Here is a 25,515-nt window from a genome sequence, read left to right on the forward strand (position 1 = left end):
ACTAGATCAACAATTTGTATGGAGTGATAAAGATGGAAGCGTTTATTAGAAGTGATCAATATAATTTTATAAAATCACAAGCTTATATTTTAGCAAACGGGCATGCAACGGCAAACGATAGAGGTGTAATTCAAGCGTTAAAATCACTTGCGATTGAAAAGATAATACATGTATTTGAGAATTTAACCGATGAACAGAAAGAGTTAATTGATACGGTATTAACAGTTCAAAATAGAGAAGATGCAGAATCATTTTTAATGAAAATAAATCCGTATGTAATTCCGTTTCAAGAAGTTACAGCACAAACATTAAAAAAATTATTTCCTAAAGCAAAAAAGCTAAAACTTCCCGATATGGAAGAACTGGATATGAAAGAATTATCTTATTTAAGCTGGATTGACAAAGGATCAAGCAGGAAATTTATTATAGCGAAAAATGATAAAAATAAGTTTGTTGGTCTGCAAGGAACGTTCCAAAGTTTAAATAAAAAAAGTATTTGTTCATTATGTCATGGGCATGAAGAAGTAGGGATGTTTTTAGTTGAAATTAAAGGTGATGTACCAGGAACTTTCGTTAAAAAGGGAAACTACATTTGCAAAGATGGTGTAGCTTGCAATCTGAATATGAAATCGCTAGATAAATTGAACGATTTTATTGACCGCTTGAAGAAATAACGAGAAAACCTCTAGTATTTAAACTGGAGGTTTTTATTTTTTGAAGAAGTAAAATAAGCTTTCTTTGTAAATGTAGATTTATAATGAAATTTGATAAAAATATCTATTATGATACAGTTGCTTATATGCAAGGAGGTAAAACATGGATTACATTTTACCGAAAGAAAAATTGAAGCGATGGCCAAAAGATACGATAGCGGCGGGGCGTGGTCATACTGTTGGTCTTAAATCGGATGGCACGGTAGTAGCGGTGGGCCGGAGTAAAGAAGGAGAATGCAATGTATGTGGCTGGCGAGATATTGAAGCAGTTGCAGCAGGCAATGTTCATATGGCGACGAACACAGGTAATGCTCACACAATCGGTCTTACATGTGACAATACTGCGATAGCAGTGGGTTGGAATAAGCATGAACAATGTGATGTAAACGATTGGCATAATATTGTAGCGGTTGCGGCAGGGTGGCGTCGTACTATTGGCCTTAAATCGGATGGCACGGTAGTAGCGGTCGGCCGAAATAAAGAAGGAGAATGCAATGTAAGCAGTTGGCAAGGTATTGTGGCAGTCACAGCGGGTGACTGGCATACAGTCGGTCTTAAATTGGACGGCACATTGACGACTGTGGGAAATAATCGATATGGTCAATGCAATGTAAGTAGCTGGCGAGGTATTGTATCGGTCAAGGCTGGGTATCTTCATACTGTTGGTCTTAAACGAGACGGTACGGTGACAGCAGTGGGGAATGATAAACATAACCAGTGTGATGTGAGTGGCTGGATAGATATTGTAGCAATAGCGGCTGGTACGAATCATACAATCGGACTAAAATTAGACGGTACCGTGGTGGCCGTGGGCTGGAATGAGTATGGTCAATGTAACGTAAGCGATTGGCGCGATATTGTAGCGATAGCGGCTGGTTGTGCACATACAGTCGGACTAAAATCAGACGGCACGGTGGTCGCGGTAGGTAATAATGAATTTGGCCAATGTGATGTAGGTAGCTGGCGCGACATTCGGTCGCCTGGCAAATAGTCAATTTACAATAAATGATTAGTAATATTATTCTATTTTAGGAGTAATTATGGAATAGGATATGTAGAAAATAATTAAACTTAAATCTGCTGAATAAGAATCTCTTTTAAAAAGGGATTCTTATTATTTTTCGTAAAATGAGGGTCTAAATGGAATTTTTGAACAAACTTTCTTTCAAAATTACAGTAGAAGATATAAATAAAGTATAGAGGAGAATAAAGGAATGCTTAAAAGGTTTTTACTTTCTTTACCGGATGTTTTACTTATATGTATCGTTCTCTACATAACGTACACAAATTCTTTTAGTTTTGGACAGATGTTAGTAATTTCAATTGCAATCGGAATTATTGGTGGTCTTGCTATTAGAATTTGTAAGGATGTATTCATGTATATAAGGTGGACAATTAAACAAAGAAAAACTTGAATATGTTTAATTGTTATTAGGAGGGAATGAAATGACTAAGAAAAAGAATAGAGTGAAAAACGAGATAGTACTTTGGTCACTAACAGCAATTGTTCTGTTAATTGTATGGTACTTTTATCAAAAATAAAAACGCATCGTACTAAAAAAGCACGATGCGTTTTTATTATTTTTTTTGCCAATTTTCTTTAATAAAGTCTTCACGGCCAGATTCTTTTTGCTCAGTAGCATATTTCTCTGGATTCTTTTTATAGAAATGTTGGTGGTAGTCATCTGCTTCGTAAAAAGGTGCAGCAGGACGAATTTCAGTCACGATTGGATCTTTAAACATACTGCTTTCTGCAAGAGCTTGTTTTGATTTTTCAGCAAGCCCTTTTTGTGTTTCGTTATGATAAAAAATAGCGGTACGATAAGATGGACCACGGTCAAAGAATTGTCCGCCATCATCAGTTGGATCGATTTGTGGCCAATATAAGTCTAGTAATTTCTGATAAGGAAAAATAGAAGGATCGAATGTAATTTGAACAACTTCTAAATGTCCAGATGTTCCGGTTTTTACTTGTTCATATGTTGGGTTTTCTACATGACCTCCTGCATAGCCAGAAAGTACTTTATGAATACCAGGAAGTTCATCAAATGGTTTTACCATGCACCAAAAGCAACCGCCTGCGAAGGTTGCGAGTTCGTATGTTTTTTCGGACATTGCTGTAATCCTCCTAAATGTATATGTTTTATATAGTATTATATAAATTGTTTTATTGCGCAATAAAAAAGATTTGAAAATATATGTTTTTTATAAACAAGATCCTCCGCTCACATCAATTAATTGTCCAGTAACCCAGCGGCTGTCTGGAGAAGCAAGAAATGCAGCAGTATCGGCAATGTCTTCTACTTCACCTAAGCGATTGAAAGCGGAAATAGTAGTAGCGTACTGCTTCATCATCGGGTCGCTCAAGAGTTCTGCATTCATATCTGTTTTAATAAATCCTGGAAGTATTGCATTCACCGTTATTCCTCGTGCTCCAAGCTGTTTTGCTAGTGTAAAAGTCATTGTATTAATAGCGCCTTTCGTCATACTATATGCAACAAAATCAGGTAAAGAAATGCGGGTCGCAGCGGATGAAATATTAATAATTCGGCTATTGTCACGTAAACGTGGCAGTGCTTGTTGAATGATAAAGAATGGTGCTTTTGCATTTACTGAAAACATTCTATCAAAAAATTGTTCAGTCGTTTCTTCAATAAAAGCACCAGGACCAATGCCAGCATTGTTTATTAAAATATCAAATTGTGTTTCACCAGTGCGCTTTTGTAATTCAGTATCTAAAGCTTTATAAAGGTTTTCTACACCATGTAAGGATTCTAAATTTGCGCCGATAGAAAAAGCTTGGCCACCATTTGATTGAATTTCATGAACAGTTTCTTCAGCGTCATCTTTTCGATTACCGTAATGAACAGCAACCAATGCACCGTCATTTGCTAAACGTTTAGCGATCGCTCGTCCAATTCCTCGGCTTGCTCCTGTAACTAACGCTACTTTCCCTTTTAACATAGTTTTCTCATCTCCTCATAAATTTTTCTTTATGTAGTAGTGCAAACATACTTAAGCAATATATGAGTGTATGTAAGTAATTCATTCCAATTTTGATTTGAGAAAAAATAAATAGAATGAATTTAGATTTTTTTTGAAAAAACATGTTGACAAAGAAAAGAACAACGTCCTATAATACGTGTAACAAATAAAAGTTAATTAAAAATTTTCTAACTTTATATGTTGTATATGCAAAGAAGAGGAAAGTAGATGATTATGATCGTTTCAGAGAGCTACTCCAAGGCTGCGAGAGTAGTAACAATCAAATCATTGAAGATCACCTCGGAGCATCGCTTGCGAAAGGGAAACTGAGTAGAGGGCGGCGGCATCGTCTCCGGTAAAAGGACGGGGGTCTAATTGGACCTACGAAGCTTATATTTCGCGAGAAGTATAAGGAAGCTGAGTGGTAACGCGAAACTCTCGCCTCAGCAATCAAAGCTACTAAATTGTAGTAGTTGATTGCTGAGGCGAGAGTTTTTATTTTAGAAAATAGAATAAGAGAATGCGTGGAAGAGGAGAGTAAATGATAAAGATTGTTTCAGAGAGCTGCCCCGAGGCTGTGAGGGTGGTAACAATGCACTCATTGAAAATCACCTCGGAGCACTACTTTTGAAAATTAGTAAAAAGTAGCGGGTTTGTTCCCGATAGAAAAACAAAAGTCTAATTGGACTTGCAGAGCTTATATTTCGTGAGAAGTGTAAGGAAGCTGAGTGGTACCACGATTCCCTCGTCTCAGCAATGGATTGCTACAAGTATGTAAGTAATCGATTGTTGAGACGAGTATATTTTTAATATTTATATACTGAATATTCTGTAAAAAATACTCATCTCAGCAATCGATGTAGAAATAGATTGCAAAAAATAGAGAAAAAAAGAGGAGCGATGTGAGATGGGAAACCAGTACATTTACATGAATGGGGAATTTGTAGAAAAAGAAAAGGCAGTTGTTTCAGTATATGATCACGGCTTTTTATACGGAGACGGTGTATTTGAAGGGATTCGTAGTTACGGAGGAAATGTATTTTGTTTAAAAGAACATGTAAAACGATTATATGAATCGGCAAAATCTATTTTACTTACAGTCCCACTGACAGTTGACGAAATGGAAGAAGCAGTTTTACAAACGTTGCAAAAAAATGAGTATGCGGATGCTTACATTCGTTTAATTGTTTCACGAGGAAAAGGTGACTTAGGGCTCGACCCTAGAAGTTGTGTGAAACCGAGCGTTATTATCATTGCAGAACAATTAAAGTTATTCCCTCAGGAATTTTACGATAATGGATTAAGCGTTGTATCTGTTGCATCAAGACGTAATACGCCAGATGCATTAGATCCACGCATTAAGTCAATGAACTACTTAAATAACGTACTTGTAAAAATTGAAGCGGCACAAGCAGGAGTGTTAGAGGCTCTTATGTTAAATCAACAAGGATATGTTTGTGAAGGTTCTGGCGATAATGTTTTCGTTGTGAAAGATGGAAAAGTATTAACCCCACCATCCTATTTAGGAGCATTAGAAGGTATTACGAGAAATAGTGTTATCGAGCTATGTGAACGACTGAGTATTCCATGTGAGGAAAGACCATTCACTCGCCATGATGTATATGTAGCGGATGAAGTATTTTTAACAGGAACAGCAGCGGAGTTAATTCCAGTTGTAAAAGTTGATTCGAGAGAAATTGGAGATGGGAAACCAGGAAGTGTAACGAAACAATTGACCGAAGAATTTAAAAAATTAACGAGAGAAAGAGGAGTACGTGTTCCCGGGCTGACGGAAAGCTTAGCATAAATAAGGAGAGGAGTTAATTGAAATGAAGCAGCAGTATACAGCGTATGAGAAGTTACAGTGTGAAGAAATGACAGGCGCTGGGCACGTGATTCAATGTTTGAAGAAATTGGGTGTAACGACCGTTTTCGGCTATCCAGGCGGAGCGATCTTACCAGTATACAATGCGTTATACGAAAGTGGTTTGAAACATGTTTTAACTCGTCATGAACAAGCTGCCATTCATGCGGCTGAAGGATATGCGAGAGCTTCTGGAAAGGTCGGGGTAGTCTTTGCTACCTCTGGCCCAGGGGCGACAAATTTAGTTACCGGCTTAGCAGACGCTTATATGGATTCGATTCCTTTAGTTGTCATTACCGGCCAAGTTGCAACGCCTTTAATTGGTAAAGATGGATTTCAAGAAGCGGATGTTGTCGGAATTACAGTACCTGTTACGAAGCATAATTACCAAGTTCGTGATGTAAATCATGTATCACGAATTGTGCAAGAAGCTTTTTACATCGCCGAAAGCGGACGCCCGGGACCAGTATTAATCGATATTCCAAAAGATGTTCAAAATGCAAAAGTCACCAGTTTCTTTAATGAAGAAGTTGATATTCCGGGGTACAAACCAGAACTTGTACCAGACAGCATGAAACTTAGAGAGGTAGCTAAAGCAATTTCAAAATCAAAGCGTCCGCTTCTTTATATTGGGGGAGGTGTCATTCATTCAGGTGGATCCGATGAACTTTTTGAATTCGCAAGGGAGAACCGTATTCCAGTCGTTTCAACTTTAATGGGACTTGGTGCATATCCACCGGGAGATCCATTGTTTTTAGGGATGCTTGGTATGCATGGGACATACGCTGCTAATATGGCGGTAACAGAATGTGATTTACTACTTGCATTAGGTGTTCGCTTCGATGATCGTGTAACAGGAAAATTAGAACTTTTTTCTCCGCACTCGAAAAAAGTACATATTGATATTGATCCTTCTGAGTTTCATAAAAATGTAACTGTAGAGCATCCCATTGTTGGTGATGTGAAAAAAGCGTTACACATGTTGTTACATATGTCTATTTATACACAAACAGACGAATGGCTTCAGAAAGTAAAGGCATGGAAAGAAGAATATCCACTTTCTTATAAGCAAAAAGAATCTGAGTTAAAACCACAGCATGTGATCAACTTAGTAAGTGAATTAACGAATGGTGAAGCGATTGTCACAACAGAAGTAGGACAGCATCAAATGTGGGCTGCTCACTTCTATAAAGCAAGAAAACCTCGGACGTTCCTTACCTCTGGAGGATTAGGAACGATGGGGTTTGGTTTTCCAGCAGCAATTGGTGCTCAGCTAGCTAAAAAAGAAGAACTTGTCATTTGTATTGCAGGTGATGCTTCTTTTCAAATGAACATTCAAGAACTACAAACAATTGCTGAAAATAACATCCCTGTAAAAGTATTTATCATAAATAACAAATTTTTAGGGATGGTAAGGCAATGGCAAGAAATGTTTTATGAAAATCGTTTATCAGAATCAAAAATTGGATCGCCAGATTTTGTGAAAGTGGCAGAAGCTTATGGAGTGAAGGGATTAAGAGCGACAAATTCAACAGAGGCGAAACAAGTGATGTTAGAAGCATTTGCTCATGAAGGTCCTGCCGTAGTTGATTTTTGTGTAGAAGAAGGTGAAAACGTATTTCCGATGGTTCCGCCAAACAAAGGGAATAACGAAATGATTATGAAGAGGTGGGAAGAATGAGTCATACTTTTTCACTCGTTATTCATAACGAGCCAAGCGTCTTATTACGTATAAGTGGGATTTTTGCTCGGCGTGGTTATTATATTTCTTCTTTACATTTAAATGAAAGAGATACAAGTGGTGTTTCTGAAATGAAACTCACAGCAGTTTGTACTGAAAATGAAGCGACATTACTTGTTAGTCAGTTGAAAAAATTAATTGATGTACTGCAAGTAAATAAATTATAAGGAGTGTATGGAATATGAAAACATATTATGAGAAAGATGCAAATGTAGAGTTATTACAAGGAAAAACTGTTGCAGTAGTTGGTTATGGATCACAAGGTCATGCGCAAGCACAAAATTTACGTGATTCTGGTGTAGAAGTTGTAGTTGGTGTTCGTCCTGGTAAGTCGTATGAAGTAGCGAAAGCAGATGGATTTGAAGTAATGTCTGTTTCAGAAGCGGTTCGAACCGCACAAGTTGTACAAATGTTATTGCCAGATGAACAGCAAGCTTATGTGTATAAAGCAGAGGTAGAAGAGAATCTTCGTGAAGGACACATGTTACTTTTCTCACATGGATTTAATATTCACTTCGGACAAATTAACCCGCCAAGTTACGTAGATGTAGCGATGGTCGCGCCAAAAAGTCCAGGTCACCTCGTTCGTCGTGTATTTCAAGAAGGAAATGGTGTTCCGGCATTAGTGGCAGTACATCAAGATGCAACAGGAACAGCATTAAGTTTAGCTCTTGCGTATGCAAAAGGTGTAGGCTGTACACGTGCAGGCGTAATTGAAACGACATTCCAAGAAGAAACAGAGACGGATTTATTCGGAGAGCAAGCAGTGCTTTGCGGCGGGGTAACTGCGCTTGTGAAAGCTGGTTTTGAAACATTAACAGAAGGTGGATATCGACCTGAAATTGCATACTTTGAATGTTTGCATGAATTAAAGTTAATTGTTGATTTAATGTACGAAGGCGGTTTAACGAATATGCGCCATTCTATTTCAGATACGGCAGAGTTCGGAGATTATGTAACAGGATCGAGAATTGTTACAGATGAAACGAAGAAGGAAATGAAGCGTGTTTTGACAGAAATTCAGCAAGGTGAATTTGCGAAGAAATGGATTTTAGAAAATCAAGCAGGGCGTCCAACGTATAATGCGATGAAAAAAGCAGAGCGAAATCATCAGTTAGAAAAAGTAGGGGCAGAGCTTCGTGAAATGATGAGCTGGATTCATGCACCGAAAGAATTAGTGAAAAAATAGAGTAAGTGATTGTAAGTGAAAAATACGTAAGAGGGGATTTGACAAGATGAGAAGTGACATGATTAAAAAAGGTTTTGATAAAGCGCCGCACCGTAGTTTATTAAAAGCAACTGGTTTGAAAGATGAAGATTTTGATAAACCTTTCATAGCGATTTGTAATTCTTTTATTGAAATTATTCCAGGGCATAAGCACTTGAACGAGTTTGGGAAACTTGTAAAAGAGGCAGTTCGCGCGGCAGGTATGGTACCATTCGAATTCAATACGATTGGAGTTGACGATGGTATTGCGATGGGACATATCGGTATGCGTTATTCTCTTCCGAGTCGTGAAATTATTGCAGATTCAGTAGAAACGGTTGTAAATGCACACTGGTTTGACGGCATGATTTGTATCCCAAATTGTGACAAAATTACACCTGGTATGATGATGGCTGCACTACGTATTAACATTCCGACTGTGTTTGTTTCAGGCGGCCCGATGGCAGCAGGAAAAACATCTAAAGGAGAAGTTGTCGATTTAAGTTCTGTTTTTGAAGGAGTAGGAGCTTATCAATCTGGGAAAATTTCAGAAGAAGAATTAAAGGATATTGAAGATCATGGCTGTCCATCTTGTGGTTCTTGTTCCGGAATGTTTACGGCGAACTCTATGAACTGTTTATGTGAAGTGTTAGGTTTAGCTCTTCCTGGTAACGGGAGTATTTTAGCAATTGATCCAAGACGTGAAGAGTTAATTAAACAAGCAGCAGAGAAATTAAAAATTTTAATTGAAAGAGATATTAAACCAAGAGACATCGTAACGGAAGAAGCGATTGATGATGCGTTCGCGCTTGATATGGCAATGGGTGGATCAACGAATACAGTATTGCACACATTAGCTCTCGCACAAGAAGCGGGTTTAGATTACGATATGAATCGCATTGATGCCGTTTCAAGACGTGTACCACATTTATGTAAAGTAAGCCCTGCTTCCAATTGGCACATGGAAGATATTGATCGAGCGGGTGGGATTAGTGCAATTTTGAAAGAGATAAGCCGAAAAGAAGGGGTGCTTCATCTAGACCGAATAACGGCTACCGGGCAGACGTTAAGAGAAAACATTGCTCATGCAGAGATTAAAGATAAGGAAGTTATTCATTCTCTCGAAAACCCTCATAGTGAAGAAGGGGGATTACGTATATTAAAAGGAAACCTTGCGAAAGATGGAGCGGTTATTAAAAGCGGTGCAACAGAGGTAAAGCGTTTTGAAGGACCTTGCGTTATTTTTAATTCACAAGATGAGGCGCTTGCGGGCATTATGCTTGGAAAAGTGAAGAAAGGCGATGTAGTTGTTATTCGCTATGAAGGACCAAGAGGTGGCCCTGGTATGCCAGAGATGTTAGCGCCAACTTCAGCGATTGCTGGAATGGGATTAGGTGCAGATGTTGCGCTATTAACGGATGGTCGTTTCTCGGGTGCTTCACGTGGTATTTCAGTAGGACATATTTCACCAGAAGCAGCTGCGGGTGGAACGATTGCACTTCTTGAACAAGGGGATATTGTATGTATTGATGTTGAAGAACGCTTGCTAGAAGTAAGAGTTAGTGATGAAGAATTAGATAAGCGTAAAAAAGAATGGAAACGACCAGAAGCGAAAGTGAAAACTGGCTGGCTTGGACGTTATGCACAGATGGTAACATCGGCGAATACAGGTGCAGTTCTAAAAATCCCGGATTTTGATTGAGCCAATTTAAAAGAGATAAGGATGATATATAATGGTGCAGAAGGTAAAGGAGAGAGTGAAAATTGAAGATATCTTAATGGCTCATAATTGCATGAAAGATATCGTTATTAAAACACCGTTACAACGTGATACAGTTTTATCTGAGAAATATGATTGTGACGTTTATGTAAAACGAGAAGACTTACAATTGATTCGCTCTTTCAAAATTCGTGGTGCGTACAATTTAATTCAAAGTTTATCAAAAGAACAATTACAAAACGGTGTTGTATGCGCGAGCGCTGGTAATCATGCGCAAGGAGTTGCTTATACGTGTAATTTATTGAAGATTGCGTCAAAAATCTTCATGCCGACGACAACACCTAAACAAAAAGTATCACAAGTACAATTTTTCGGTGGTGATTTTGCGGAAATCGTATTAGTTGGTGATACATTTGATAGCTCTTTCCAAGAAGCGCAGCGCTATTGTGAAGAAAATAGAATGACGTTCGTTCATCCGTTTGATGATCCGTATGTAGTTGCTGGTCAAGGGACAGTTGCAGTTGAAATTATGCATGATATGGAGAAATCGGTTGACTATATCTTTACGGCAATCGGCGGTGGTGGGTTAGCATCAGGTGTTGGTACATATGTGAAAGGTGTTAGTCCTGCTACAAAGGTTATTGGTGTAGAGCCGATGGGAGCTGCATCTATGAAAGAGGCTTTTCTTCAAAATGAAAATGTCGCATTAGAGAAAATAGATAGTTTTGTTGATGGGGCAGCTGTTAAAAAAGTAGGAAAGTTAACATTTGAAACTTGTAAAGATGTAATTGATGACATTGTTTTAGTACCAGAGGGAAAAGTTTGTACGACGATTTTAGAACTGTATAAGAAAAATGCAATTGTAGCTGAACCGGCTGGTGCACTATCTATTGCAGCGCTTGATTTATATAGAGATGAAATAAAGGGTAAAACAGTTGTATGCACGCTAAGTGGTGGAAATAACGATATTGATAGAATGCAAGAAATGAAAGAACGTTCGCTCATTTACGAAGGATTAAAACATTACTTCATTATTGAATTCCCGCAACGTTCAGGTGCGCTAAGAGAATTTCTTGATAAAGGATTAGGACCAGAAGATGATATTACGCGCTTTGAATACATTAAGAAACATAATAAAGAAAATGGTCCAGCGTTAGTCGGCGTAGAGTTGAAACATAAAGAAGATTATGAGCAATTAATTACTCGCTTTAAAGAAAATAATATTCAATTTATGGAGCTTAATAAAAATCCCATCTTGTTTGATTTACTTATTTAATAGAAGGAAAGGGATAACATACGGTTTTACTAGAAATAAAAAAGATAGATATAAGCAGTAGAAACGCTACTTGTATCTATCTTTTTATAGTTAAACTAAATATTTTCCATATTCAAGAAGGATAAAGCTAGTTAACCAAAAGAGTATCGCAATACGAATGATTACATACATAGTAAATTCAAAGGTAGTAAGTTTTCGTTCGCGTTTTATTTTTTTTAGAAGTCTAACAGAGAAAATTGAACATAAAAGTAGAACGGCTATAGATATTTTATAAATATTCTCTAACAAACTTACATTTTCTAATAAGTCTTTCAGCATGTTCATTACCTATTCTGTAATGTATGTTACAGAGAAATAGATCTTGAGCTGTCTAGTTTCGTTTGTTTTTTATTTTCCCTGTAGCATCAATTTCTACATCAGTTGAAATTGTTTGTAAATATTGAAGAGCTTTTTTCTTTTCTTCCTCATTTACAGGGGAAACTTGGTTGTTACGAATGATGTAAGGATTGAATGACATTTGTACATCCTTTCCTTTAAAAGTTAAAGTTAATACGCCAGTTTCGGCGCTTTTCCCACTCACATAACTTGGGAATAAAAAGTTACCTAATGAATAAGCGATAGGAACTTTATTATAATACTCAAATCCTTGTAACCAATGCGGGTGACTCCCGACAATCGCGTCAGCTCCTGCTTCAACCATTTTAGGTACATATTGTTTTTGGTATTCTACTGGACGATTTGATTTTTCAACGCCCCAATGCATATAGACGATTAAATAGTCTGCATCTTGTTTTTGCTCTTTAATTGTTTTTGTTACGAGATTTAAATCATATCCGTTTGCAACACCAGGTTTATTGTTACCAGCTACCCAGTTCGTATCAGGCATAAATCGAACGAAGGAAAGAAATTTGAACTTTTTCCCTTTTACAGTCATTTCTCGTGCTGTATATGCATCTTTTGCATTTTTTCCGGCTCCGATATAAGGGAATTTTAATTTTTCTACGTGAGAAATCGTGTCTAATAATCCATCTTGCCCATAATCAAGTGTATGGTTATTTCCGATATTTACGATGTCATATCCAGTGTTTTTTATAGCTTGTAGCGTGGATGGATCACTTTTAATCCAAAACAGTTGTCCAGGAGCTTTCTTTTCTCTCGTTGTAAATGCTGACTCTAAATTAACGAAAGAAATATCAGCTTTTGTTATTTCTTCTTTTACATGTTGGAATGGATAATCAGCCCCATTTTTTTCGATTACAGGACGTAATTGCCAATCGAACATTGTATCACCAGAGAAAGTGAGTGTAATTTCCGGGTCTTCTATTTTCTTTTCACTTGTTGAAGCGGTTTTACTAGATTTGTTTTGCAAATCGGGTTTGTCTTTCGCTTTTGAAGTAAAAGAGTAGTTAATTAATAAAACAATTGGTGTAATGCAAAAGGCTATTAACAGAAATCGTTTTAGTAAAGTTTTCATAAATACCGTCCCTTTTGAATTTATACCGCAATTTGTGGGCAATAAAACTCACGTTAATTAAAGTTTCACATTATGTATTACTACAAAAAAAATTGCGGTTTATGTTGTGGAAAACATTTGTTAATATTCTTAATATTAAGTTAACATATAGATAACCTGTAAATCAATGTATAAACCAAAATATAGAAATAAAGAATTCGAAGGGTGAAGAATAAGAAATGGTTATATTAGGAGCAGTTGTAAATGGGATTTGTATTATATTTGGTACTTTACTAGGTAAATTATTTAGTAGGATTCCAGAAAGTATGAAGGGAACAATTATGCATGCAATCGGTTTAGCGGTTACTGTACTTGGGCTTCAAATGGCATTGAAAAGTGAAAATTTTCTTGTTGTCATACTAAGTTTAGTGATTGGTACCGTCATCGGGGAATGGCTACAATTAGAGAGAAAGTTAAAACATTTAGGGGATTGGCTAGAAAATAAAGTTGGATCAAAAGGGAAAGGGAGCATATCAGAAGGCTTTGTAACTGCTACTTTAATTTTTGCAATAGGTGCGATGGGCATACTTGGTGCACTCGACAGCGGGATTCGTGGCAATCATGATATTTTATTTACAAAGGCGATTATCGATGGATTTATTTCTATTATATTAACGACAACTTTAGGAATTGGTGTAGTATTTTCGGCGATTCCAGTTATTTTATACGAAGGAGGGATTGCGGTTTTTGCAACACAAATTAATAGTTTGGTCCCGAAAGAATTAATGAATCAATTTATAGTGGAAATGACAGCTACAGGTGGTATTATGATAGCCGCTATTGGATTGAACTTACTTGGTGTTATTAAAATTAAGGTGGCAAATTTATTGCCAGGTATATTGGTAGTTGGAATAATCGTTTCACTTATTTATGGTTACGGTTTACTAGTAAAGTAATAGGAGATGGAGATACATATGGAGGAGTATAAATTTACAAAACGTGTTCATAACATATTGAAGATTGCAGCAGAAGAGGCAGAAAGTAATATCATTCAACCAGCTCATCTGTTTATCGGTATGTGTAAAGAAGGTACTGGAGTTTGTAGCGAGTTGTATATGTATTTGTTCCGTAAAGTGGGGATAGAGTTTTCAGAAAAACTTTCAATACGAAAACAATACGACTCACCGTATCAAGAGTATGAAAAAATAGGACAATATAAGGTATCTTATAAGGTGCTAGAAATTTTACAAATAGCGAAGAAACGTATGGAACGTTTCCAGCAAGTAATAATGAATGAAGGACATGTTATATATGCACTATTTCATGTAGATACGTTTATTGGAAATGTACAAATAAAAAAAGATATATTACGTATTATAGCTGAGCCAAGAGATTTAGCGGTCGATCTAAAATGTTTTGTTCCTACTTATAATCACTTAATTTGTACTGTTAGAAAGGCTAGCCCTTCTGATTTTGAAAAATTAGCAAGTTTTGTTAAAGAGGAATTTGGTGAACGTTGGTTACATTCAATAGAGTATGGATTTCGTACATATAAAGATAATTTACCTATTTATATAGCAGAACAAGAAGAAGTGATAGTAGGTTTCGCTTGTTATGATGTAGTGAGAGGAAAGAAGGGATTGTTTGGTCCAATGGGCACAGCGAAAAAAAATCGTGTGAATGGTGTAGGGAAGCAATTGTTATATCGTTGTTTACATAGTATGAAGAAAGAAGGATATGAATACGCAATTATTGGACAAGCAGGTCCGGTTGAGTTTTATGAGCGATGTTGTAATGCACGTTTAATACCGGTAGAGAGTAATTAACCAACTCCATATATGGGAGTTGGTTTTTTTATGAAAATAATGTAGAGATGTAGTGATTTTCACTAGAAAATAGCGGGTTTTGTAGTGGATTTTACAAATAAAGCAAATTACTAAACTTTTTACAAGAAAGGGTGTAGAATGGGTATCTAAAGAAAGAAGGTGTGAAAATGGCCAGCTGGAAACGAAATTTGATGATTTGTTGGCTAGGTTGTTTTACCACTGCAGCCGGTATGAGTTTAGTAATTCCTTTTTTATCTTTTTATATTGAGGAATTAGGAGTAACTGGCACTTCAAGTATTGCACAGTGGTCGGGACTTACATTTGGTGTAACATTTTTAATGGGTGCGATCGTATCACCAATATGGGGAAAGCTTGGTGATATACATGGACGGAAATTGATGCTTATTCGTGCGAGCCTTGGTATGGCGATTATTATGACGCTTATGGGGTTTGTAACGGACGTGTATCAACTAGTCGCACTAAGATTTTTGATGGGAGCGGTATCTGGTTTCCTTTCAACGGCGATGACATTTATTGCAGCAGAAACTCCGAAAGAGCATTCAGGTTGGGCAATTTCCACAATTTCAACTGGGGGCGTGAGCGGTTCTTTACTTGGCCCTTTACTTGGAGGATATTTGTCTGAGTTAATTGGAATGCGCCATGTTTTTCTTGTTACAGGAGCTTTTTTATTCCTTTCTTTTCTCATCGTTTTTTTCTTCCTACATGAAGAGAATCACTCCGCTCAAGCAAAAAAAGTACAACCGAAAAAAGTATGGACGATGGTTCCATCAAAGCATTTAATTATTAGTTTATTTGTAACAACATTTATTATTCAACTTGCGAACATGTCAATTCAACCTATTATTACATTGTATGTAAAGAATTTAGAAGGCCCAGGAACAGCTCATATTGAAATGATTGCAGGTGCAGTCATGTCTGCGACAGGTTTAGCTATTATTATGGCAGCTCCTAAGCTAGGTAGATTATCAGATCAAATTGGTCCTCAAAAAACGTTAGTTGTAGCGTTGTTTGCTGCAGGAATTATTTTTATCCCGCAAGCATTTGTAACCTCAGCTTGGCAACTATTAATTCTTCGATTTTTATTAGGTATCGCACAAGCAGGATTATTACCTTCCGTACAAACTCTACTAAAACAACATACACCAACCCATGTAACGGGACGAATATTTGGATATAATCAATCGTTTCAGTTTTTAGGAAATATGATTGGACCAGTACTTGGTGGACAAATTGCAGCACATGCGGGCTTCCAATATGTTTTCTTCTCTACATCATCACTATTATTTATTGCGTGCATTTGGGTTTATTTTCATAATAAGAACGAAGAGGTATCAGAGAAACGACATTTGGAAGTTAGTTAACTAAGTGAATGAAAAAGAAGAGGATGAAGCAACGATTGCTTCATCCTTTTCTTTAAAATTGAAGACAAAGATAACTTAATGTACCCATCTCATAACTGCGGTGAATGACTTCACCGTTATTTTCACCGCTTCCCATAGCGATAAATAAAGGAACAAAATGCTCTGCTCTTGGTACTGCTAATTGTGCATGAGGGGCATTGTTCTCCCAATTAAATAATGCATCTTTATCAGTAGTCTGCATATGTTTAATAATCCAATCATCAAATTCAATTGCCCATTGTTCGGGTGTCGTTTGATTCCATTTCAAAGCTCGTAAGTTATGAACAGTAACACCGCTACCGATTATTAAAATATCTTCTTGTCCAAGCCCTTTAAGTGCTTCTCCAATCTTAAATTGCTCTTTTGCAGGAAGGAATGGATTGACTGAAATTTGGACGACAGGAATATTTGCTTCTGGATACATGCGGTGCAGAAGAGTCCATGAGCCATGATCTAAACCTCTCGTCATATTATGATGGACTGGAATACCTTTGTTTTTAAATTTTGTTTCTAACATAGATGCAATGTTAGAAGAACCTTTCGCACGATATTTGATTTCGTATAACTCAGGAGGAAAACCTCCAAAATCATAAATTGTTTCATATTCGTTATCTGATGAAGAAATCGTTAATGCTTCACTTTCCCAATGAGCAGTGAAAATAATAATCGCTTTCGGTTTATATGTTGCTCCAAGTGTTTTTAAAAACCTTGTATAGTCTGTATCTTGAATAGCAAGCATCGGTGATCCGTGTGCTAAAAATAATGATGGCATCATAATAGAAACCTCCCAAAAAATATAATAATTACTTTATGTAAGTAACTATATAATCTTATTTCGAATTCGTCAACATAATAGTTATTGAGCTAATTGGAAAAGTGCGGCATTTGTCATAATGAAAGCAATTGCATATAATACATAATAAGAATAATGAATGGATATTCATTTTTTGATATACATAATAGAGTTGGGGGCTGACGAAATGAACGTACAGGAAAGTTTCGTTACGGCATTGGATGGATCGGAAATTTATTTACGTAAGTGGCTACCAGAAAGAGATCCGCGAGGAATTATTCAAATTGCACATGGTATGACAGAACATGCAGGTGTTTATACAGACTTTATTGCTGCGTTATTAAAAGCAGGGTATGGTGTTTATGCACATGATCATAAAGGTCATGGGAAAACAGTGAAAAGAGAAGAAGATTATGGTCATTTTAAACCAAATGTAGGTTGGAATGAGGCTGTTTCTGATGTTATTTTTGTATCAGAAACGATAAGAAAAGAGCAGACATGCCCGTTATTTTTACTTGGACATAGTATGGGTTCTTTTTTATCAAGACGTGCTGTACAACTGAAAGGTGAATTATATGATGGATTCCTTATTTCAGGAACTGGTGGAAATCCAGGGATTTTAGGAAGTATCGGTCATAAAGTAGCGACAATTGAGATGAAATTACGCGGGGAAAAAACGAAAAGTCCAATGTTAAATTTTTTATCTTTCGGAAACTTCAATTCGAACTTTAAGCCAAATCGTACAAAATTTGATTGGTTATCTTCAGATAATAATCAAGTTGATAAATATATTGCGGATCCGTTATGTGGTTTCATTTGTACGACGAGTTTTTACCGAGAATTATTTTCTGGAGTATTAGAAGTAAATAAACTAGAAGAATACAAGAAGACGCCAAAAAATCTTCCAATACATATATTCTCTGGTGATCGTGATCCTGTTGGCGATATGGGGAAAGGTGTAATAGAAGTATATGAAAACTATAAAAAATGTGGTATGAAAGACGTGACACTACGTTTATATGAAAATGGTAGACATGAAATGTTTCATGAAGTAAATAAGGATGAAGTATTTAAAGATTTAATTTCGTGGTTAGATGCGCATAATGGATAAGAAAAAACCTCACTTCATGCTGAAGTGAGGTTTTTTGAAAAACTGGAGGTATGGTTATGAGTGAATTTGTAAATAAAGAATATGTAGAAATAAATTTTCAAGATGTTAAGAATAATTTCTACTCAACCTTTTTATAAAGCAACAGATGCCTGTTCATAATAGTAGTATAATAGTGAATGAGGTGTTAATAGAATGGAAGATAGAACGTTAGGTTTATTACTAGATGTTGTTGGGGAATTATTTTCAGATGAAATTTCAATTGCTGTTTCAAATACGAAAGAATATATTTACTATCGGCCAAGTAAACGAATTGATTTAAAGATTAGTGTCGGGGATCCTATAAAGGAAGGAACGATTGCTCATAAAGCGATGGTGATGAACCAAAAAACCTCTGAGTTTATTAATCGGGATGTTTTTGGTATTCCTTATCATGGAATGGCTGTACCATTTTCAAACAATGGAAAGCTTGAAGGGTGCGTAACGGCAATTTATCCAGCTTTAACGGATGGAAAGTCAGTTGTTACTTTAAAAACAACAGACGGCTGGATTCCGGTTCCTTTTTCAAAGGTTATGTATTTAGAGGCTAAAGATAAAAAGACGTATGTGAATTCAGAAGAGTTATCAGGAACACATAAATACTCTCTGCAAGAATTCGAATACTTGCTTCCGAAAGATTCATTTATTAGATGTCATCGTTCGTTTATTGTAAATGTTAATCATATTAAAGCGATTTATCCTGATACCCATTCTACTTTTGTACTTTCAATGGATAATGGTGAGAGAGTACCAGTTAGTCAATCGTACGCTAGTTATTTCCGTAAGCTTCTAGGATTCTAAGTTTTTCTGCTTTAGAACCTAGATTTGCTGTTCTGTCTGAATTTTCGGCATTGTATACTAAAATCCCTATTTTGATAGTGTTAATGTGTAAAATAATTATGAATATTCAATGAGAGAGGGATTACATATGGAGAATAACTTAGATAGAATCAGAGATCAACGTCTAAAAGATCGGGTAGTTACACCTGAGGAAGCAGCTTCCTGGATTCAAAGTGGAATGACTTTAGGCTTAAGTGGGTTTACACGTGCAGGTGATGTAAAAGCAGTCCCATTTGCGCTTGTAAACCGAGTTAAGAATGATGAATCTTTTAAAGTAAATGTTTATACTGGGGCTTCTTTAGGCTCGGATGTAGACAAATTATTTGCTGAGGCAGGAATTTTAGGGAAAAGATTACCTTTCCAAGCTGACGCGACTATGCGAAAAGGAATTAATAACGGAGACTTTTTATTTGTGGATCAACATTTGTCTCATACAGCAGAGTTACTCCGCGCTGACGTTCTGGATATAGATTTCGCTATTTTGGAAGCGGTTGCGATTACAGAGGACGGAATGATTATTCCAACCACTTCAATTGGAAATTCCTTAGCGTTTTCCTTAAATGCTAAGTCTATTATTATTGAAATGAATATGGCTCAATCCGCGCAATTAGAGGGGCTACATGATCTATATGAACCAGGTAAACAAGGAGAGAGGCTGCCAATTCCGCTTGTGAAAACAGATGACCGAATTGGAACAATTGGTATTCAAATTGATCCTGAAAAAGTAAAGGGAATTGTGTTTACGAATCAATTGGATTCGCCATCGACAATTGTTCCTCCGGATGAAGAAACTGTTATTATGGCACAGCATTTAATAGAATTCCTTCGAGAAGAAGTCAAAGTAGGCCGATTAACAAATCGTTTAGCGCCGTTACAATCAGGAATTGGTTCAGTGGCTAATGCAGTATTGCACGGAATGTTAGATTCAGAATTTGAAGATTTAGAAGTATATTCCGAGGTTTTACAAGATGCAGTTTTTGATCTTATGGATGCTGGAAAAGTCAATTTTGCTTCTTGTTGTTCTATCACGCTTTCTGAAGAGAAAATGCAACAAGTATTTTCTAACTTTGAAAAATATCGTGACAAATTAATGATGCGTCCACAAGAGATTTCCAATCATCCTGAAATTATTCGTCGCCTTGGATTAATCTCAATTAATACTGCATTAGAATTAGATATATACGGAAATGTTAACTCTACTCACGTTTTAGGTACAAAAATGATGAATGGTATTGGTGGGTCTGGTGATTTTGCAAGAAATGCTCGCTTAGCTATCTTTGTTACTAAATCGATTGCGAAAGGTGGTAACATTTCAAGCATCGTTCCTTTTATTTCTCATGTAGACCATACTGAACATGATGTAGATGTTATCGTCACTGAACAGGGGTATGCTGACTTAAGGGGACTTGCGCCAAGAGAAAGAGTGGAACTTATTATTGAGAATTGCGTACATCCAATGTATCGTGCCCAGCTACGAGCTTATTACGAAGAAGCAAAAACAAGAGGTGGACAAACTCCTCATATTTTAGAAAAAGCTTTTTCTTGGCATACGAACTATGCTAAAAATGGAACAATGCTTGAAGCGGTAGTAGAAACTGTATAGGTGTGTATCGTACGAAATAGTAAAACGAATGAGTGAGCTTGAAGATTAAATTTTAGAAAAAGAGAACGCCGACTTTTAGGGATGGCGTTCTTTTTCTTTAAATAAATTGTTAAAAATCGTACTGATTATAATAAAGATTTATAAAAGTAATTTCTAATTTATGAAAATAAAAGGTTTTTTGAAGTGCTTTCCGAATCAATTTAGTAGTTTACATATTGAAAGTGAGGAAAAAGAATCATGAAGATAAGAGAAGCGTTATTAAGTGAAGCAAATGAATTAAGTGAATTCGCACTACATTCAAAAGCAACGTGGAATTATAGTGAAGAATTCATACTTGCCTGTAAGGAAGATTTAACAATTACGGAAGAGTACATAAAAAATAATTTTGTATATGTTTTAGAAAACGATAATACGAAGATTGGGTTTTTCTCATTTTTACATAACGATAAAGCTCTCGATTTCTTATACATTCATCCTCGTTACAAAGGAAAGGGGTATGGAAAAATAATGTGGAAGTTTGTAATAGAGTAAGCAAAGGAACTAGGAATAAAAAGCTTTACAATTGATAGTGATCCGAATGCAAAAGGGTTTTACTTGAAGATGGGAGCAAAGTTAATAGGAGAGACACCATCAACGGTTTTTGAGGATCGTTTACTGCCTCTTTTGCAACATGATGTGTAAAACAATTAATAGTAGGAGAAGATTAGAATGGATGATGTAAAGATAAAAAGGATATATGAAGCACTAGTAAAATCATGGTCGATTGAAACAAGTTTAAAGTGGACTATTGAGAATCCGGCAAAGGGATAGTGTGGTGTAACGGCTTTAGTCGTTCAAGATATATACGGAGGAAAAATCAAAAAGACAAAAGTAGGGGAGGTGTGGCATTTTTATATCTGTATAGTTGGACAGAGGTTTGATTTTACAGGGACTCAGTTCAATGGAAGATTGAATTATTTGGATGTGGAATCAAATCGAGAAGAAGCATTTGCAGATACAAATGAAAAACAATATAGCATTTTGAAGGAAAAGATAATGAAAGAATTCAAATTATCTTTTGACTCTTAATCTTTAATAAGTTACTATAATGGTGGTAACTTCATTAAAGGGAACTTCATAGAGTTGAAAGGGGAAATACTTTTGAAAACAACTTATGTAAACGCTACAATTGTAACGATGAATGAACAAAACGAAGTGATAGAAAATGGATATATCATTGTAGAAAATGATCAAATTATAGATGTAAAGAGCGGAGAATTTGCAAATGATTTTGAAGTAGATGAAGTAATTGACATGAAAGGAAAGTGGGTTTTACCAGGGCTTGTAAATACACATACACACGTTGTAATGAGTCTCCTAAGAGGTATTGGAGATGATATGTTATTACAGCCATGGCTTGAGACGAGAATTTGGCCACTGGAAAGTCAGTTTACTCCAGAGCTTGCGGTTGCTAGTACGGAATTAGGATTACTTGAAATGGTGAAAAGTGGTACAACATCATTCTCTGACATGTTTAATCCAATTGGAGTAGATCAAGATGCAATTATGGAAACGGTATCAAGGAGCGGGATGCGAGCTGCTGTTTCAAGGACTTTATTTAGCTTCGGAACGAAAGACGATGAAAAGAAAGCGATTGAAGAAGCTGAGAAATATGTGAAGCGTTATTATAAAGAAAGTGGCATGTTAACTACGATGGTTGCACCACATAGTCCATATACATGTAGTACAGAACTGTTAGAAGAGTGCGCTCGTATTGCAGTAGAAAATCAAACAATGGTTCATATCCACCTTTCTGAAACAGAGCGTGAAGTACGTGATATTGAAGCACAGTACGGAAAACGTCCAGTAGAATATGCAGCGAGCTGCGGGTTGTTTAAACGCCCAACAGTTATTGCACACGGTGTAGTATTAAATGAAAATGAACGTGCATTTTTAGCAGAACATGACGTTCGAGTAGCACATAATCCGAATAGTAATTTAAAACTAGGATCTGGTATAGCGAATGTAAAAGCGATGCTAGAAGCAGGAATGAAAGTAGGAATTGCAACAGATAGTGTGGCATCAAACAACAATTTAGATATGTTTGAAGAAATGCGTATAGCGACTTTACTACAAAAAGGTATTCACCAAGATGCAACAGCTTTACCGGTTGAAACTGCTCTTACACTTGCGACTAAAGGAGCTGCTGAAGTAATCGGGATGAAACAAACAGGATCACTTGAGGTTGGAAAGTGTGCTGATTTTATTACGATTGACCCATCTAATAAGCCGCATTTACAACCAGCAGATGAAGTGTTATCGCACCTGGTATATGCAGCTAGTGGAAAAGATATAAGCGATGTAATTATTAACGGAAAGCGTGTCGTTTGGAATGGCGAATGTAAAACGTTAGATGAAGAGCGTATTATATTTGAAGCGAGTCGTTATAAACGAGGTTTACAAAGATAGATAATTATGTGGCAGTTGAAAAAGCTATCCTTTTTTAAAAGGATAGCTTTTTTCTCGAACGAATAAATATTCAAAAGAATGTCGCATCTTTCTGTTAGTATTTCTGCTATAATATATTACGCTTTATAATATTTTATATTTAAGGAGAACAACTCATGAAGCGAAAAAAGAGCCATTTAATGGTAATGGCACTTGTTACATCTTTATTATTAACAGCTTGTAATAATAAAGCGGATAAAAGTGACATAGAGGTTAAAAAACAAGTGTTAAATGTAACAGTATCAGAAGAAATTCCTTCTCTGGACACTGTGAAAACAACAGATGGTACATCAGCGCACGTTATGCAGAATATATTTGAAGGGTTATATGTATTAAATGATCAAGATCAGCCTACTCCAGCCATAGCAAAATCGTTTAAAAGAAGTGAAGATGGTAAGAAATATACATTTGACTTGCGTAAAGATGCAAAATGGTCAAATGGGGATAATGTAACAGCAAATGATTTTATGTTTGCGTGGAAACGTGCAATTAACCCTGAAACAGCATCTCAATATGCGTCCATGCTCTTTTATGTAAAAAATGCGAAAGAGATTAATAAGGGAGCAATGTCTCTAGATGAACTTGGAGTTACGGTTATAAATGATTATAAGTTAGAAGTTGAACTAGAACAGCCAATTCCGTATTTTTTACAGTTGTTAGCATTACCTATATATTTACCACAGCATGAATCATTTTTGAAAGAACAAGGAAACAATTATGCATTGGAACCTAGTAATCTCATATATAACGGTCCATTTGTATTAGAAAAATGGAAGCATGAACAAGAGTTTCAATTAAAGAAAAATGCTACATATTGGGATCAAAAGAAAGTGAAACTAGACGAAATAAACTTTCATATCGTGAAGGATACAATGACAGCTGTAAATTTATATGAAGCCGGAGATTTGGACCGGGTACCTATTAATTCGCAAGTTGTAGACAAGTATAAGGGGAATAAGGAATTACATATGTCGAGTGATCCTGGAATTGCTATGCTTCGTTTTAATGAAAAAAATACCGCGTTAGCAAATAAAAAGGTGCGTCAATCTATTTCATTAGCGTTAAATAAAGATGATTTCGTTGCTCACTTTATTAATAACGGAGCAAAACCTGCAAGTGGACTTGTACCAATTGGTCATGTAAATGAAGAGACTGGCAAAGATTTTAGAAAAGAAAACGGAGATCTTTCTCTATATGACTTACAAAAGGCGAAAAAGATTTGGGAAGAAGCGAAAAAAGAACTTGGAGTAGGCGAAGTAAACCTTGAGTTTCTAACATTTGAACAAGATAACGCAAAACGTATGGCAGAATATATAAAAGGTGACTTAGAAAAGTATTTGCATGGATTAACGATACAAATTAAACAACAGCCATTTAAGCAAAAATTACAGTTAGAACAAACAGGTGATTACGATATAACTATGGCAAATTGGGGACCTGACTATAAAGACCCAATTAGTTATTTAGAGTTATTTACGACAGGGAATCCGAATAATAAAATGAATTATTCTAATGTTCGTTACGATGAATTAATAAAGAAAGCGAAAACGGATTTTGTACTAGATAGGGAAAAACGATGGGAAGCGTTGCGAGAAGCCGAGCAGGTATTATTAGAAGATGCTGCGGTGGCGCCGCTTTATCATATTGGCTCAGCGTATGTACAAAAGGAGTATGTAAAAGGGATTGAAAAACATCAATTTGGTGGTGTTTATACTTATAAGAATGCTTATATTGCTAATGAATAAATACAAAAAACCTTACTTTTTAAAAGTAAGGTTTTTTACACATGAATTCTATTAAACCGATTTTAATAAAGCGTAAAAATTCGTATCATATGGGATATCATCTTGATACATATAATTTTTTAGAACGCCTTCTTTTTCAAAGCCTAATTTTAATAGTACTTTATTGGAAGCTTCATTTTCAAGAAATACAATTGCCCCGATCCGCTTTAAATGAATCGTATGGAAACCGTATGATATAACCTCAGAAACAGCTTCAGTCGCATATCCTTTTCCCCAGTGTTCAGGTAAAAAGGCATAACTTATATTGGCTCGTTTATGCTCAGAAGACCAATCGTGAAAACCAATGGTACCGATGAGTTCTTTCTTGTCTTTTAATTCGATTCCCCATTTTATACCGTTTCTTGCATTGTAACTGAGCTTAAAGTTATGAATGATTTGTTTCACTTGATCAACATCTTGTAACGGTTTTTGGCCATAATAGCGCAGTACATTAGTATTAGAAAAGCATTGTAGTATACGCGGTGCATCTTCTTCGGTAAGTTCTCTTAAAATGAGTCGGTCTGTTTTCAATATAGGAAACATGCTTTCACTCCATTTCTTTTGAAACTAGAATGTGTTGTTATTATATAATCTAGTCTGAAAATAAAGATTATTCAAGAGGGGAGTAAGGTTTTAATTTATGATAAAATTGATT

At 36.1% G+C, this 25,515-nt stretch carries 23 protein-coding genes, 2 pseudogenes and 2 other annotated features; of the genes and pseudogenes, 19 read left to right on the forward strand and 6 right to left on the reverse strand.

From position 1 onward, the window contains the following. The first annotated feature begins 32 nt into the window (after nucleotides 1-32). The 3 genes from BCG9842_RS08615 to BCG9842_RS08625 all read left to right on the forward strand — a co-directional run bounded on the left by BCG9842_RS08615 (nucleotide 33) and on the right by BCG9842_RS08625 (nucleotide 2,128). Entirely contained in the window at nucleotides 33-674 is a 642-nt protein-coding gene (locus tag BCG9842_RS08615; protein WP_000387066.1) for a FusB/FusC family EF-G-binding protein, read from the forward strand. Nucleotides 675-816: 142 nt separating this feature from the next. Further along, nucleotides 817-1,704, forward strand: a complete 888-nt coding sequence (locus BCG9842_RS08620; RefSeq protein WP_000384548.1) for an RCC1 domain-containing protein — start codon at nucleotides 817-819, stop codon at nucleotides 1,702-1,704. Between the two features lie 223 nt (nucleotides 1,705-1,927). Beyond that, nucleotides 1,928-2,128 carry a hypothetical protein gene (locus BCG9842_RS08625; protein ID WP_000919318.1) on the forward strand — a complete coding sequence of 67 codons (201 nt, stop codon included), beginning with the start codon at nucleotides 1,928-1,930 and terminating at the stop codon, nucleotides 2,126-2,128. Nucleotides 2,129-2,291: 163 nt separating this feature from the next. Here the strand turns inward: BCG9842_RS08625 and msrA are convergent, their stop codons facing one another. Together msrA and BCG9842_RS08635 are read right to left on the reverse strand one after the other, a co-directional pair. Further along, on the reverse strand, nucleotides 2,292-2,828 hold the full coding sequence (msrA, locus tag BCG9842_RS08630; RefSeq protein WP_001291894.1) for a peptide-methionine (S)-S-oxide reductase MsrA: 537 nt from the start codon (nucleotides 2,826-2,828) through the stop codon (nucleotides 2,292-2,294). Between the two features lie 90 nt (nucleotides 2,829-2,918). Next, nucleotides 2,919-3,677: an SDR family oxidoreductase gene (locus tag BCG9842_RS08635; RefSeq protein ID WP_000911802.1), complete on the reverse strand. Its 759-nt coding sequence runs from the start codon at nucleotides 3,675-3,677 to the stop codon at nucleotides 2,919-2,921. Nucleotides 3,678-3,901: 224 nt separating this feature from the next. Further along, nucleotides 3,902-4,147 (forward strand) — a binding site (T-box leader). A gap of 67 nt (nucleotides 4,148-4,214) precedes the next feature. Further along, nucleotides 4,215-4,454 (forward strand) — a binding site (T-box leader). A 151-nt stretch (nucleotides 4,455-4,605) separates the two neighbouring features. Here BCG9842_RS08635 and ilvE point away from each other — a divergent pair. The 6 genes from ilvE to ilvA are packed head-to-tail and all read left to right on the forward strand — an operon-like array spanning nucleotide 4,606 to nucleotide 11,506. Next, entirely contained in the window at nucleotides 4,606-5,505 is a 900-nt protein-coding gene (gene ilvE, locus BCG9842_RS08640) for a branched-chain-amino-acid transaminase (RefSeq protein ID WP_000528163.1), read from the forward strand. A gap of 22 nt (nucleotides 5,506-5,527) precedes the next feature. Beyond that, nucleotides 5,528-7,243: an acetolactate synthase large subunit gene (gene ilvB, locus BCG9842_RS08645; RefSeq protein ID WP_000813470.1), complete on the forward strand. Its 1,716-nt coding sequence runs from the start codon at nucleotides 5,528-5,530 to the stop codon at nucleotides 7,241-7,243. Next, a complete protein-coding gene (locus tag BCG9842_RS08650; RefSeq protein ID WP_000019916.1) occupies nucleotides 7,240-7,470 on the forward strand; it encodes an ACT domain-containing protein in 231 nt (76 codons plus the stop codon). Before ilvB ends, BCG9842_RS08650 begins: the two co-directional genes overlap by 4 nt. A 14-nt stretch (nucleotides 7,471-7,484) precedes the next feature. Further along, the gene (ilvC, locus tag BCG9842_RS08655) at nucleotides 7,485-8,492 is read left to right on the forward strand and encodes a ketol-acid reductoisomerase (RefSeq protein ID WP_000861148.1); all 1,008 of its coding nucleotides are present in this window, start codon (nucleotides 7,485-7,487) and stop codon (nucleotides 8,490-8,492) included. Nucleotides 8,493-8,538: 46 nt separating this feature from the next. After that, nucleotides 8,539-10,212 (forward strand): dihydroxy-acid dehydratase, encoded by a 1,674-nt coding sequence (gene ilvD / locus BCG9842_RS08660; RefSeq protein WP_001255811.1) that lies wholly within the window; start codon nucleotides 8,539-8,541, stop codon nucleotides 10,210-10,212. Between the two features lie 31 nt (nucleotides 10,213-10,243). Further along, entirely contained in the window at nucleotides 10,244-11,506 is a 1,263-nt protein-coding gene (ilvA, locus tag BCG9842_RS08665; RefSeq protein WP_000250342.1) for a threonine ammonia-lyase IlvA, read from the forward strand. A gap of 90 nt (nucleotides 11,507-11,596) precedes the next feature. Here the strand turns inward: ilvA and BCG9842_RS29520 are convergent, their stop codons facing one another. After that, nucleotides 11,597-11,824 carry a hypothetical protein gene (locus BCG9842_RS29520; RefSeq protein WP_000910225.1) on the reverse strand — a complete coding sequence of 76 codons (228 nt, stop codon included), beginning with the start codon at nucleotides 11,822-11,824 and terminating at the stop codon, nucleotides 11,597-11,599. A 52-nt stretch (nucleotides 11,825-11,876) separates the two neighbouring features. After that, nucleotides 11,877-12,980: a CapA family protein gene (locus BCG9842_RS08670; RefSeq protein WP_000854495.1), complete on the reverse strand. Its 1,104-nt coding sequence runs from the start codon at nucleotides 12,978-12,980 to the stop codon at nucleotides 11,877-11,879. A 218-nt stretch (nucleotides 12,981-13,198) separates the two neighbouring features. Between BCG9842_RS08670 and BCG9842_RS08675 the strand changes: the two genes are divergently transcribed. The 3 genes from BCG9842_RS08675 (at nucleotide 13,199) to BCG9842_RS08685 (ending at nucleotide 16,167) form a co-directional block, all read left to right on the forward strand. Beyond that, on the forward strand, nucleotides 13,199-13,915 hold the full coding sequence (locus tag BCG9842_RS08675) for a DUF554 domain-containing protein (RefSeq protein ID WP_000236049.1): 717 nt from the start codon (nucleotides 13,199-13,201) through the stop codon (nucleotides 13,913-13,915). 18 nt (nucleotides 13,916-13,933) lie between these two features. Continuing rightward, on the forward strand, nucleotides 13,934-14,785 hold the full coding sequence (locus tag BCG9842_RS08680; protein WP_000393444.1) for a GNAT family N-acetyltransferase: 852 nt from the start codon (nucleotides 13,934-13,936) through the stop codon (nucleotides 14,783-14,785). A gap of 167 nt (nucleotides 14,786-14,952) precedes the next feature. Continuing rightward, on the forward strand, nucleotides 14,953-16,167 hold the full coding sequence (locus tag BCG9842_RS08685) for a multidrug efflux MFS transporter (RefSeq protein ID WP_000179323.1): 1,215 nt from the start codon (nucleotides 14,953-14,955) through the stop codon (nucleotides 16,165-16,167). 52 nt (nucleotides 16,168-16,219) lie between these two features. Here BCG9842_RS08685 and BCG9842_RS08690 read toward each other — a convergent pair whose 3' ends face one another. Then, nucleotides 16,220-16,981, reverse strand: a complete 762-nt coding sequence (locus tag BCG9842_RS08690) for a DODA-type extradiol aromatic ring-opening family dioxygenase (protein ID WP_000982885.1) — start codon at nucleotides 16,979-16,981, stop codon at nucleotides 16,220-16,222. Between the two features lie 205 nt (nucleotides 16,982-17,186). Here BCG9842_RS08690 and BCG9842_RS08695 point away from each other — a divergent pair, with 205 nt between their 5' ends. The 7 genes and pseudogenes from BCG9842_RS08695 to BCG9842_RS08725 all read left to right on the forward strand — a co-directional run bounded on the left by BCG9842_RS08695 (nucleotide 17,187) and on the right by BCG9842_RS08725 (nucleotide 24,821). Continuing rightward, on the forward strand, nucleotides 17,187-18,110 hold the full coding sequence (locus tag BCG9842_RS08695; RefSeq protein WP_001102606.1) for an alpha/beta hydrolase: 924 nt from the start codon (nucleotides 17,187-17,189) through the stop codon (nucleotides 18,108-18,110). 192 nt (nucleotides 18,111-18,302) lie between these two features. Beyond that, the gene (locus tag BCG9842_RS08700; RefSeq protein ID WP_000390209.1) at nucleotides 18,303-18,947 is read left to right on the forward strand and encodes a LytTR family DNA-binding domain-containing protein; all 645 of its coding nucleotides are present in this window, start codon (nucleotides 18,303-18,305) and stop codon (nucleotides 18,945-18,947) included. Between the two features lie 127 nt (nucleotides 18,948-19,074). Then, complete coding sequence (locus BCG9842_RS08705; protein ID WP_000429818.1) at nucleotides 19,075-20,589, forward strand: acetyl-CoA hydrolase/transferase family protein; 1,515 nt, start codon at nucleotides 19,075-19,077, stop codon at nucleotides 20,587-20,589. 237 nt (nucleotides 20,590-20,826) lie between these two features. Further along, nucleotides 20,827-21,270: pseudogene (locus BCG9842_RS08710) on the forward strand (GNAT family N-acetyltransferase). A gap of 27 nt (nucleotides 21,271-21,297) precedes the next feature. Continuing rightward, nucleotides 21,298-21,657 (forward strand): annotated as a pseudogene (locus BCG9842_RS08715) (YunG family protein). A gap of 54 nt (nucleotides 21,658-21,711) precedes the next feature. Next, nucleotides 21,712-23,037: a bifunctional S-methyl-5'-thioadenosine deaminase/S-adenosylhomocysteine deaminase gene (locus BCG9842_RS08720; RefSeq protein WP_141526677.1), complete on the forward strand. Its 1,326-nt coding sequence runs from the start codon at nucleotides 21,712-21,714 to the stop codon at nucleotides 23,035-23,037. 155 nt (nucleotides 23,038-23,192) lie between these two features. Beyond that, a complete protein-coding gene (locus tag BCG9842_RS08725; RefSeq protein WP_000823501.1) occupies nucleotides 23,193-24,821 on the forward strand; it encodes a peptide ABC transporter substrate-binding protein in 1,629 nt (542 codons plus the stop codon). A gap of 51 nt (nucleotides 24,822-24,872) precedes the next feature. Here BCG9842_RS08725 and BCG9842_RS08730 read toward each other — a convergent pair whose 3' ends face one another. After that, on the reverse strand, nucleotides 24,873-25,403 hold the full coding sequence (locus tag BCG9842_RS08730) for a GNAT family N-acetyltransferase (RefSeq protein ID WP_000483974.1): 531 nt from the start codon (nucleotides 25,401-25,403) through the stop codon (nucleotides 24,873-24,875). Nucleotides 25,404-25,515: the final 112 nt, after the last annotated feature.

Origin of the sequence: Bacillus cereus G9842, assembly GCF_000021305.1 — a bacterium.
In the GTDB taxonomy this organism is placed as follows: Bacteria; Bacillota; Bacilli; order Bacillales; family Bacillaceae_G; genus Bacillus_A; species Bacillus_A thuringiensis_S.